This is a genomic window from Streptococcus pseudopneumoniae, from assembly GCF_001068775.1.
GTDB classification, from domain to species: Bacteria; Bacillota; Bacilli; order Lactobacillales; family Streptococcaceae; genus Streptococcus; species Streptococcus pseudopneumoniae_N.
Genome location: NZ_JWAJ01000137.1, coordinates 48,043 through 59,643 on the forward strand (window position 1 = coordinate 48,043; position 11,601 = coordinate 59,643).

The following is an 11,601-nucleotide window of genomic DNA, read 5'->3' on the forward strand; positions in this document are numbered from 1 at the left end:
TCAGTACTCCAAATCATCAATATCCTGTGGTTGAGGATTGAGGACAACACTCTTGACACTGGCATCATGCATCTGAATAACGCGATCAGCTATGGGAGCTAGCGAAGCATTATGGGTCACGATGATAACGGTGGCTCCTTTTTTACGTGACATATCTTGCAGAATCTTTAGAACCTGCTTACCAGTCTGGTAGTCCAAAGCTCCCGTTGGTTCATCACAAAGGAGAATTTTAGGATTTTTAGCCACAGCTCGAGCAATGGATACCCGTTGTTGCTCGCCACCTGACAACTGGGCTGGAAAGTTATTGAGACGGTGACCTAAGCCTACATCCTTGAGAACCTGTTCTGGATCTAAGGCATCGGCAACAATTTCTGAAGCTAGCTCGACATTTTCTTTAGCAGTCAAGTTAGAAACCAAATTGTAAAACTGAAAGACAAAGCCAACGTCATCTCTGCGATAGTTGGTTCTCTGATGGGAGGTATAGTCAGAAATGTTAGTCCCATCAATCCAGACTTGCCCTTCATCGTTTGTATCCATACCACCTAGAATATTCAAAACTGTTGACTTCCCTGCACCAGATGAACCAAGGATAATGACCAGTTCTCCCTTTTCAATCTCGAAGTTGACATCTCGATTTGCTACAATTTCTGTATCACCAGTATGATACCTCTTATAGCTATTTTTCATTTCAATATAAGCCATCCTATCTCCTCCTCTTCTCCTACTATTTTCACCTTTATTATAACTCTTTTGATAGCAAAAAAGCCATCTAATGATGACTTTTTTTAGCTCATATTTTGAGAGTCTCCTGAGATTCGTTTCCCCACATTTTTCATAGCTAACAATGATTCGGATGTTCTTTCATATTCTTGATTGCATGAAGTAGTTATCAAGTGGAAATAGGAAAACTAACACCTATTTAACATACTCTTTTTTCGTGAATTTCCCAAACTTTCGATAAATAGAATTCCCAATAGCAAAAGAATTATCGTGCAAGGCAGTAAGACCACCCCCATGCCCCAATTTAGATTGACATTATCAATTTGCTTAGGTAATCTTCCAGACAAAATCTCCACTGAACGCAAGTAAGTAAAGGGAATCAGATGTGCAATCCTCTGAAGAGGCTGAATGGTTTGGATACCAAACAATAAGCCAACTATCCCAATTAAGGAAATAAAGAGGACAGGCATTTTTTGCTTGAAATAGTATGCAATCAAGTAGACGACTTCCACAACAACGATAAAAGCTAAGAAAGCTAATAACAAGCCAGGAAATAACACATCTTGTATCTTTCCAATAGTTACCTCTTGATTCACTAAGCTATAAATCGGGTAGGGATAATCTAACTGTCCAAAACCACTTATCAGACTTCCCACTAGAAAAGAAAATCCGCTGATTCCGATAAACAGCACAGTTACATAACCCACTCCAACTCCAAGAGAGGATATTGCAAATGTCACTTTTGAAAAAGGATATAACTGAGCTGTATCCAGATGATTTTGATATCTTTCTGCGAACAGTTGCGTTAGCATAAAAATAATAGCAACCACAAACAAGCTTGGGATGATAAGCTCTAAAATCCAGACAATCTGATCAATCCCATGGGTCGGATATTCTAAATTGTGAGCTTTTATGTTTAAGGGATACAGGGCTTGATAAATCTTTCGTTCGCGGTCAACCGCCATTTTTAAGTCAGAGCTAGAAGTCGGTTCCTTCGATACAATTTCATAACTCTTTTCCTCAGCTTGCCACTGCAAATAGTAGGCTTCTTTCCAGCGTCCTTCTTTTAACAAAGTCAGAATTTCTTTCTTTTGCGTCAAAAGATTTTTTTGCGAGTCTAAATTTTCTTTAGCAAACTGGTATTCCTCCGAGCTGGTGTCAGACATTTGGGAGAGTTTTTCTTCATTTTCATTGATTGCTCTCTCGTTAGTTGCAATACGAGTTTCCAACCGACTCTCCAAGCTGACTGAGTTTGCAGTCCGACTATTGAAATAAAAGGTAACACCGAGTACAGAGACAAATAAAGATAAGATAATCCAGTTTAAGCGACTTTTGAAAACTTTTTTCAATAAAAATTGACTAACATCTTTCATAAACTAAACCTCTTCTATCTGACCCTGATGAATGGTTACTACTCTATCGCAGACATCAACCAACTCTTCCTTATAGTGGGAACTTAAAAGAACCAGCTGTTCTTGTCTATCAATTTGCGCCAGCCTATCAAAAAACTTCTGTCGATAATACTCATCTAAACCATTTGTAATCTCATCCATGAGCCAGCATTTCGCCTGACTGAGGAAATACATGGCAATCACCAAGCGTTGCTTCATACCTAAGGAATACTTGCGAATGGGAAGGCTGATATAATCAGACATTTCCCAATAGGCAATTTCATCCCTCAAGTTCAGGTCTGACTTCCAAATATTTTTTATAAGGTGAAGGTAGTCCATCCCACTTAAGTTTCCATCCAGCCATTCAACACTTTCATAATAAAATAAAGAAGGAGGGACTGTGATATTTCCACTACTTATGGGAATTAAGTTGCTAATGGCGCGGAACAGAGTCGTCTTTCCAGAGCCATTGATAGCAAGAACGCCATAAATCCTACCTTTCTCAAAGGTGAAATCTACATCTTGTAAAATGATTTGTCGCGTTTTTAAGGTAACATGAGTAAGTCTTAACATATCAAACCCTCCTTTTTCTCACTCTTTAACGATTAAAAGTCTCCGCTGTAGTAGTTTATGAACTCATAACGATAGAAATTCCAGCCAGAACCTACTTTATACTTCATAACGATATCGCTACCATATGTTAATATAGATACGTCTGTGGCAATTCATACTAGACTTATAGTAGGTATTCCAATAATACCGATAACTTTTAGTGACTGTCACAACAGATACACTGGATTGAAAAGACCAATTCATAACAAACTAGCTAATAACACGACTTTGACTGACTTTTCATATTTTTCATTGCATTTATATCATTACTATTGGAAACGCTTTTATTATATCATTTTCCCCGTTTTTATACAACAGTTCCCATTTGTTTTAATAATATATAACACTTAGAAGTTAGCTAGTCATACTTTCTAAAAATAAGATTGTCTAACTAGCATAGAGAAAATATGGGATGTGATTTCATTTGATAAAATGGCTTAGGCTAAGACTAGCCTTGGTTTAGCAGACTAAACATCTTCAAGGGAACCTGCTATCAAATGAAAGGTAATTTATGAATAAGAAGCCAGCTCTGTCTTATACTCAATGAAAATCAAAGAGCAAACTAGGAAACTAGCCGCAGGTTGCTCAAAGCACTGCTTTGAGGTTGTAGATAAGACTGATGAAGTCAGTCACATATATAATCCAAGGCGACGTTGACGCGGTTTGAAGAGATTTTCGAAGAGTATTACATTTTCTTGTTGTTCACTACAGTTGACAATGAGCCAAAAAAGCGAACAAGACCAGTCTCTGTAGATCAGAAAACTAGTTTTGTCCGCTTTTTATTGTCGAGATCTGTTTCTTGGTCCAATCTCTATGACTTAGATGCTTTTACATCATCTTATTCGTTTTCTTTTTTCTTTCCCATTGCAAACATACCAAGAAGTGCTCCTACAACACCTGCTGTTGCAAGGGTTGCATTTTCCTTAGTACCTGTTTCAGGGAGGATATTTTGACGACTTGCAGGCGCTTGGTAGGTCTTGTCTTGTGACATAGCAAGAGCTACAAGAGACTGCTCATCTTTGTATTCTGGAACCTCATGGATTGCTCCTTCTACTCCATTGACACCACCTGTGTATTCTGGGCTTACTTCTTGAACAGCTGCTTCTTCACCATTCACTCCACCAGTAAACTCTGAAACTTCATGAATAGATGCTTCTGCTCCATTGACACTACCTGTAAATTCTGGGACTTCGTTCTTAGCGGCTTCTACTGCATTGACACCACCTTCAAATTCTGGGACTTCTACTACTGGTGCTGGCTCGTCGCCTACTGTGCCGATTGCTTCTGTGTATTCTGGAACTTCATGAACAGCTGCTTCGACTGCGTTAACGCCACCCTTGAATTCTGGTATTTCTACTACTGGTGCTGCTTCGTCACCTGCTGTACCGATAGCTTCAGTGTACTCTGGAACTTCATGAACAGCTGCTTCAACAGCATTAACCCCACCCTTGAATTCTGGGACTTCTACTACCGGAGCTGGCTCATCGCCTGCTGTGCCAATAGCTTCAGTGTATTCTGGAGCTTCATGAACAACTGCTTCGACTGCGTTAACGCCACCCTTGAATTCTGGGACTTCATGAATAGTTGCTTCACCTGCTGCGCCAATTGCTCCTGTGTATTCCAGAACTTCATGAACAGCTGCTTCGACTGCGTTAACGCCACCCTCAAATTCTGGAACTTCTACTACCGGAGCTGGCTCGTCGCCTGCTGTGCCAATAGATTCAGTGTATTCTGGAGCTTCATGAACAACTGCTTCGACTGCGTTAACGCCACCCTTGAATTCTGGGACTTCTACTACTGGGGCTGGCTCGTCGCCTGCTGTTCCAATTGCTCCTGTGTACTCTGGAACTTCTACTATTGGAGCTGGCTCGTCGCCTGCTGTTCCAATTGCTCCTGTGTACTCTGGAACTTCTACTACTGGAGCTGGCTCGTCACCTGCTGTTCCAATTGCTCCTGTGTACTCTGGAACTTCTACTACTGGAGCTGGCTCGTCGCCTGCTGTGCCAATTGCTCCTGCGTATTCTGGTACTTCATGAACAGCTGCTTCTGCTCCGTTAACACCGCCTGTGAATTCTGGAACCTCGTGGATAGCTGGATCAGTTTTACCTGATACTTCTTTCTTAGTTCCGACTAAGACAATCTCATCTTGTGCTGCTTCAACAACTTCACGAAGTTTTTCAGTACGGCTTCCATCTACTGCTACTTCAGTAAGGATGCGTTCTTTACCTTCACGACCTACTTGAGTCACACGAGTTTCACCTTCTGGAAGAGTCGGATCATCTTGCTTAATAGACTTAAAGCTAATTGCTTCTTCTACCACTTCTAGGCTAGGAAGTGCTTCTTGAACAGCTGGTTCTGCCTTAGCAGTTTCGACCTCATCTTTAGTCAATTGGATTCGGTACTCTTTAACGTTCTTACCACTTTCTGAAACAAGACGTACCAAAACTGGAAGTTTATCGTCACCACTATCAACAACTGTCGCCGCTACGTTTTCACCAGCTTCCACTGTTACTTTAGGACGAGTTCCACTATAGGTTACTTGGTAATCTACACGAGCTTTAGAGAAGTCAGCAAGCTCTCTACCATCCACAAGAAGTTTAGAAGCTGTATTGTCCTTAGGTGCTTCACTTGGTGCGATAAAGGCCATTTCAGTGATAGCCACACCCTTCTTGTCAGCTTTTCTATCCATGCGCCATCTCATAGCTTTAGCTTTGACTGGTGCAAAGGTTACATGGATGTCAGTTCCTGCTTGAATCTCTTGATCCGCACGGTATTCAACTTTCTCCCAGTTAGAAGGAGTGTTGAATGGATGTCCTGGATCGTATGGTTGGTAGTTAGAGTAATATTCTGGTGAATCAAATTCTGGTCCAACATAGCGTTCTAGGACGAGTTTAGAAGGGGCGTCTGTTCCACCATCAGCAAAGAAGCGAATTTTTCCTTCTGCAACTGAACGCTCAACAATTTGACCATTTTCTCTGAAGATAACCCCTACTGAAACTTCTGGATTAGAAGATGGAGTTGCAGACCAGTTAGTCCAACGATGACTTTCATCATCAGAACCATCATTGACATAGTCCACACGGTCACGAGAGTTTGGATCGATATCGTTAGTTGCTGAGGCAAATGAGCGGTTGCTGTCATCATCGAAGTCTGGGTTGTCTGATAGGTTTTCACCGAGTTTGTCTGTCACACGTACAGCCACTTCAGCAGATAAATCAGTACCCAAAACGCGACCATGAACTGTAAATTCACCAGCTTTTGTTAGATTTTCTGCTGGTACTTCTTCCCAGTCAACAGCCAAGTCCTTGACTTCATAGCCATCTTTTCCTGTAAAGTAAACAGGGACTTTGGCTGGTAATTCTAAGGCTTGTCCTTTAGCAACCAAGCGAGAAGCTTTAGTCGCTGTTATCGGCTTACTTGTTAGCAAATCTTTGTCAGTTGTGAAGTGTAGGCGGTATTCACCTAGGATATCTCCATTTTCTGCCTTAACAACAACAACACGGACTGGATCTCCTTCACGTACGCTTGGTACAACTGTTGCAATACCATTTTCAGTTACACTTGCTGTTACAGCTGGAACTTTTCCTTGGCTTGCTTCAAGATAGTAGTCAGTCAAGCCTGGGTTAAAGTTTGGCAAATCTTTTCCATCTACTTGGATTTGCGCTTGAGCTTTCTTAGCTGCAGCTACTTGTTTAGAGAAGATTTGCAATTCTGTAATTGAAGTACCCCATTTACCATCTGGTCTAACCATGCGGATACGAACTGCGTAAGTGTTGACTTTATCAAAGCTAAAGTGAGTCATTTCTCCAGCTCTTACTTGATCTGGAGCCTTGAGATTTGTCACTTGTTTCCAGTTTTTATCGTCATTAAAGACATGGTCTTCACTAGCTACAAAGCTTGGATTCTTAGGAACTGTTGGAGTTGCTGAACCGACATAGTATTCGATGACATAGGATTTAGGTGCACCAACACCGTGGTCTTCGTGGAAGGCGACATTGAGATTATCAACTGAACGTTTAGACATGATACCAGAGTCACCAAAGAGAATTCCCACTGATGCTTCACTTGTACGGTTCCAGTTTGTCCAACGGTTTGCTGGTTGGTTATTATATGAGATTAGTTTGTCATTGACATTGGCTACTGAGTCGGTTGGATTTGAGTCTGATGCAAAGGCAAGTGGCAATTCTGAACCAGTCCACTGGTCAGAAATATTAGCACCAGTTTCTGTCTGTGAAGACACACGAACATGAAGTTTGGTTGGTAGTTGAGTACCTTCGACATGTCCTGTCACAGTAAACTTGCCTTCTTGTGCGTATTGGCTTGGTTCAATTGCGTCCCAAGTTACTTTAGCTGAAGAGACTTGGCCATTTGAGTGATAAGTCCGAACACTCTCTGGTAATTGAGGAGCTTCTGCAACTGGAGTTGTTACGCTCACTTCTTCGACAGCAATGATACCTTCTACAGATACTTTTGCATGAGCCTCTTTTTCGAGCCCTTCTACTTTACCAAGAACATCAAAGCTATGGTATTTAGCAAGTTCTTCCTTAGCAACTGCTTGCCAAGTCACCTTGTGAACCTTCGGAAATCCTTTGTCGTACTCTACAGTTACTGTAGCTGGGAGACTTGGTTCTTGGTTCAAACCTGTCACGACACTAACTGGACGGATGGCTTGGACGACTTTAGCTTCAGTATTTGCTTGAATGTTCAAGTCAATCTGACCTTCTGCTCCTTCAAATTGAGCTTTCAGAGTTACTTGACCTGGTTTGTGCAATTCAAGCATACCTTTACGAACGGCTACATCTCCCTCACCTGTAGTTGAGAAGGTAACCTTGTCAGCCTTCAAGACTGCCTGAGTACCATCTTGGTAGTGAGCCAAGACCTTGATACCGACCGTTTGGTCCTCTTTCAAAGCAGCTGCATTTTCAACTTCTAGGCTCAAACGTTCAATTTGTGGAGCCTCTTGTAGGAATTGGATAGCATAGGTTTGTAGTGGGCCACCATCATTTGGTTGAACATGGATAGTTGCTCGCATACCATTTGCTTCATTAGCTTGAATAACTGTCACTTCTGCATTTTCAGCTGTAGCTTTAACCTCTGGCAAAGCTACGCCATAAGCAAGCTTGTGGTATTTTACAGGTTGGTCAGTTGAAAGACCTTCAACCGCTTGATCTGCCACAGTTACACTTGGAACTACTGGATTAGCAGCTTGACCTTCTGCCACTACCAAGGTCGCAGCGATTTCTTCATCTTCTAAAATACCTTTTGCTTGGATGCGAGAGCCTGGGATTGCTAGTTTAGCTTGATCTTCAGCTGCAATTTCCCACTTATCAACATCATAGCTTGCTACAGTACCATCTGACAATACGTAGGAAACAGATTTGTCAACTGAATTTAGGTCTGTATTTGGAGCGATTCTCTTAACGACAGGCAATTCTGCTTCGAGTGCCAAGACTTCAACACGCGCTTCTACTTCACGTCCTTCTGCCACACCTTTAACAGTAACAATTCCTGGTTCGTTGATATCAACTGCTGACCACTCTACTGGAAGTTTTGCACGACTGCCGTCACTGTAGATAAATGCCACTTTCTTAGGCATTTTTGGTGCTTGCCCGATAACTGTACGTACTTTAGGTACTTCTGTACCTAAGACAGTTTTTTCTTCTTGGTCTTTCTTACCTGTGAAGATAGTAGTTTGAGCAGATTTCAAGAAATCAGAGTGAGCAGTCAAAGTAAATTTACCAGCTTGCTCAGTTGATTTAACAATGACAACACCCTTACCATTGAAGGCCTTACGGATCCATGAACCGTCTGCTTGTTCTTTGTAACGCTCACGGCTAGCTTGTTCACCGTTATCCACACCGACAATTTGACCTTGACCATGCAACTGGAAGCGCACAAGGTTGTTAGCTGTAGGAACTACATTACCAGCCTGGTCAACGATTTCATAGTAAATATAAGTGAGGTCTTTCCCGTCTGCTGCGATAGCATGTTCTTCTTTCACTAAGCGAACACCTGCAGGCTCTCCAGCAGTCGTAATCTTATCACGAGCAATTTCATTACCTGCTTCATCACGAGCAACTGCTTCCAAAGTTCCAGCTTCGAAAGCAACCTTCCACTCAAGGTAAAGTTCCTTGGCATTGGCACCTTCTTGGTAAGTACGTCCATCACTAGTTTGTTTTTTGTTAAATGTCTTCTTGCCTAGAGATTCACCGTTCAAGAATAACTCAACACTTGCAGCGTTAGAGTAGGCACGAACAGGAATCTTACCATCTGCATCCGCTACGTTAGCTTTCAGAGTAGGATCTTCCCAGTTCCAGTGAGGAAGCAGGTGAACCATTGGTTTCTTCTGAGCAGAAACCCATTGGCTTTGATACAAGAAGTAGTCATGTTTTGGAATACCAGCTGTATCTACGATACCAAAGTAAGAACTTTTAACTGGTGTTTGGTTTTGGTTGTGCCATGGAGTAGGCTCACCAATATAGTCAGTACCTGTCCAGATGAACTGACCTGCATAGCCTGCATTGTCACGGTCAAAAGTCCAAGATGCAGTTGCTGTTTTACCCCAACCAACACGGTCATTACCGTAGTCTGACTGCTCGTAATTACGGTAAGCCTGATTGCTATGAACTAGCTCACTCTCTGGACGGAAATAGCTTCCACGTGTACGAGTTGCAGAAGAAGTTTCTGATCCGTAAATCAACCAGTTTGGATGTTTAGCACGCAGTTTCTTGTAGTTGTCTTCTGAATAGTTAAATCCAACCGCATCCAGTTCGTCAGCGATTTTTTCATGACCACCACTACCATCACCGAAACGGAATTTATCTGCTCCCATAGTGACATAGCGTGTCTTATCAACGTCCTTGATGACCTTGACCAAACGCTTAACAGTCGCTAGAGAATGTGGATCTCCTGAAGCTTCACCGATTTCATTACCGATAGACCACATGAAGATAGCTGGGTTGTTCTTGCCTCTTTCGACCATGGTACGCAAGTCAAAATCAGACCATTTTTCACCTTTTTTAGCTTCTGGGTGAGTGGCATCTTTTTCAAAGAAACGGCCGTAGTCGTACTGTTTCTTACCACCATACCAAGTATCAAAGGCTTCTTCTTGGACCAACAAACCTAGTTCTGCAGCAATCTGCAAAGTTTGCTCACTAGCTGGGTTGTGGGTTGTACGGATAGAGTTCACACCCATATCCTTCATCTGTTTCAGACGACGGTATTCTGCCTTATAGTTTTCTTCAGCTCCTAGAGCTCCGTGGTCATGGTGAAGAGAAACTCCATGGAATTTAATGCGTTCACCATTCAAAGAGAAGCCTTCATTTGGTGTCCAGTTATAGTAACGGTAACCAAACAAGTCCTTCTTAGCATCGACCAATTGACCATCACGATAAACACGAGTCACCAACTCATAAAGGGCAGGCTTGTCATTAAGGACTGTCCAAAGTTTGGGTTTCTCAACTTGCAAAATAGCATTTAGACTAGTAGATTGATGAGCTTTCAAGACTTGGCTATCTGTACGAACCACGTCCGTTACAGCCTGACCATTTCGTTCGATAATTTGGTATTCAGCAAGAATTTCATGATCTTTGTCATCTGTATTGACAATCTTACTTGTTACATGAGTATCAACCTTACCATTTTGTTGTTTTTCAAGGTCTGGTGTTAAGATAGTTGTTCCATTTTTCTCAGCATGAACCTTATCTGTGACTTGAAGGGTAACATCGCGGTAAATACCACTTCCTGAGTACCAACGGCTACTTGGTTGTTTATTAACCGCATGTACAGCTACGACATTTTCACGACCGTCTTTATTGAGATAATCAGTGATGTCATAAGAGAATTGGTTGTAACCATTTGGATAGTGACCAACTAGCTGACCGTTTACATAGACTTGCGAATCCATATAAACACCATCAAAGACTAGGTGAACATTCTTGTTAAGGTCTTTTTCGTCTAGTTTAAAAGTCTTGCGATACCAAGCATACCCACCATTCAGTTGTCCACCTTCGTTTTGGGCAGGTGACTGATGGTCGAAGTCGTTATAGATACTCCAGTCGTGAGGGAGGTCTAATTTCTTCCAACTTGATACATCGGCATCTGGCTTGATGGCGTCGTTGGCATTAGCATTGAGTTTAAAATGCCAGTTTTGGTTAAATTCTACTTTACGGTCCTCAACCAATTGATTTACCTCCTCGCTGGTAGCCGGTTTTAGGTACGGTTTTTCCGTTTGAGAAGATTGATCTTGAGTAATTACTTGAGGTTTCTTATCTAGCATGGAATCCTCTTTTTTGTCAGAGTCTGATTGTAGAGTTTGATCGTCCTGTGTTTTTTCAACTTCATGAGCTGGTGTAGCAACTTCACTTGCAGCTGATTCGGTTGATGCTGGCTGTTCTGGACTTCTTGTTTCACCAAGTTCCTCTTTATGAGAATCATCCTCTACTTTTTCTGTAGCAACTGCAATTGGAGTTTCATCAGCTGAAACTGGGTTTACACCAGCTACTCTTGCTCCAAATAAGACTGAGCAAGTACCGATGACTACAGAGCAAGTTCCAACGGTAAATTTTCGGATACTATACACTCTTTTTCGATTCCAATGATCTTTTCCCATAAGATCCTTCTCATATTCGTAACCGCTTCTATTTTTGTGTAAGCGCTCTACTTTTTCAGTAGTATTTTGCTTCCATTTTATAAAATAATATAAGAAACTTCAATACTGGCAGCATAAAAATCATACTTTTGATTCTTTTTTCTATAATTTGTAGAAAAGTTTAAAAATCTGAATGTACATTTAGTGAATGGTTTTACTAAAAAAGGCGGTGGGACAGAAATCGATAGACAAAGTCTCGATTTCGTAGTCCCAGCCTCGCGAGGATGA

At 41.7% G+C, this 11,601-nt stretch carries 4 protein-coding genes and 2 pseudogenes; all 6 read right to left on the bottom strand.

Annotated elements, in window-relative coordinates; translation table 11 throughout:
- Positions 1 to 702, bottom strand: a complete 702-nt coding sequence (locus tag ADF68_RS08230; RefSeq protein WP_000323391.1) for an ABC transporter ATP-binding protein — start codon at positions 700 to 702, stop codon at positions 1 to 3.
- Between the two features lie 206 nt (positions 703 to 908).
- Complete coding sequence (locus tag ADF68_RS08235; RefSeq protein WP_049549390.1) at positions 909 to 2,093, bottom strand: membrane protein; 1,185 nt, start codon at positions 2,091 to 2,093, stop codon at positions 909 to 911.
- A gap of 3 nt (positions 2,094 to 2,096) precedes the next feature.
- Positions 2,097 to 2,684: an ATP-binding cassette domain-containing protein gene (locus ADF68_RS08240; protein ID WP_049549391.1), complete on the bottom strand. Its 588-nt coding sequence runs from the start codon at positions 2,682 to 2,684 to the stop codon at positions 2,097 to 2,099.
- An 877-nt stretch (positions 2,685 to 3,561) separates the two neighbouring features.
- Positions 3,562 to 4,863 (bottom strand): SIALI-17 repeat-containing surface protein, encoded by a 1,302-nt coding sequence (locus ADF68_RS11715; RefSeq protein WP_414716172.1) that lies wholly within the window; start codon positions 4,861 to 4,863, stop codon positions 3,562 to 3,564.
- A pseudogene (bgaA, locus tag ADF68_RS08255) lies at positions 4,839 to 10,959 on the bottom strand (LPXTG-anchored adhesin/beta-galactosidase BgaA); the annotation flags it as partial. The gene ADF68_RS11715 and the pseudogene bgaA, both read right to left, overlap by 25 nt.
- A gap of 224 nt (positions 10,960 to 11,183) precedes the next feature.
- Positions 11,184 to 11,334 (bottom strand): annotated as a pseudogene (locus ADF68_RS11720) (YSIRK-type signal peptide-containing protein); the annotation flags it as partial.
- Positions 11,335 to 11,601 lie beyond the last annotated feature (267 nt).

Coding starts and splice junctions, on each gene's coding strand:
- ADF68_RS08240 (WP_049549391.1), bottom strand. CDS start 2,684: ATGTTAAGACTTACTCATGTTACCTTAAAAACGCGACAAATCATTTTA.
- ADF68_RS08235 (WP_049549390.1), bottom strand. CDS start 2,093: ATGAAAGATGTTAGTCAATTTTTATTGAAAAAAGTTTTCAAAAGTCGC.
- ADF68_RS08230 (WP_000323391.1), bottom strand. CDS start 702: ATGGCTTATATTGAAATGAAAAATAGCTATAAGAGGTATCATACTGGT.